This window comes from Paraburkholderia sp. SIMBA_030, from assembly GCF_046535245.1.
GTDB lineage: Bacteria > Pseudomonadota > Gammaproteobacteria > Burkholderiales > Burkholderiaceae > Paraburkholderia.
In genome coordinates, this window is sequence record NZ_JAWRXB010000489.1 from 1 (window position 1) to 273 (window position 273).

1 protein-coding gene is annotated in these 273 nt (G+C 65.6%); it reads right to left on the minus strand.

All coding sequences use genetic code 11. The features are described from left to right. Window positions 1-273 (minus strand): biotin/lipoyl-binding protein (locus tag SB772_RS40915; RefSeq protein ID WP_410838640.1); only part of this gene is annotated, 273 nt, incomplete at both ends.

Sequence of the window (273 nt, forward strand, 5' to 3'; positions counted from 1 at the left end):
GGCGCGGCCTTGCTCAGGGCCTCATCGATTTGCAGCGGACGGTCTTCGACCTCGGCACTCAGGCGTTCGACGCGCAGCGCCATGGCCAAGCGGTCGGCCTCGGTTTCGCCGACGTTGGAGGCGAAGCGGGTTTCGTCCAGGCGCAGCAGGGGCTGGCCGATTTCGACGATCTGCCCTTCCTTGGCGTAGATTTCGGCGACGATGCCGCCCTCGAGGTTCTGGATCTTCTGCACCTTGGAGGACGGAATGGCCTTGCCTTCGCCGCGCGTGACT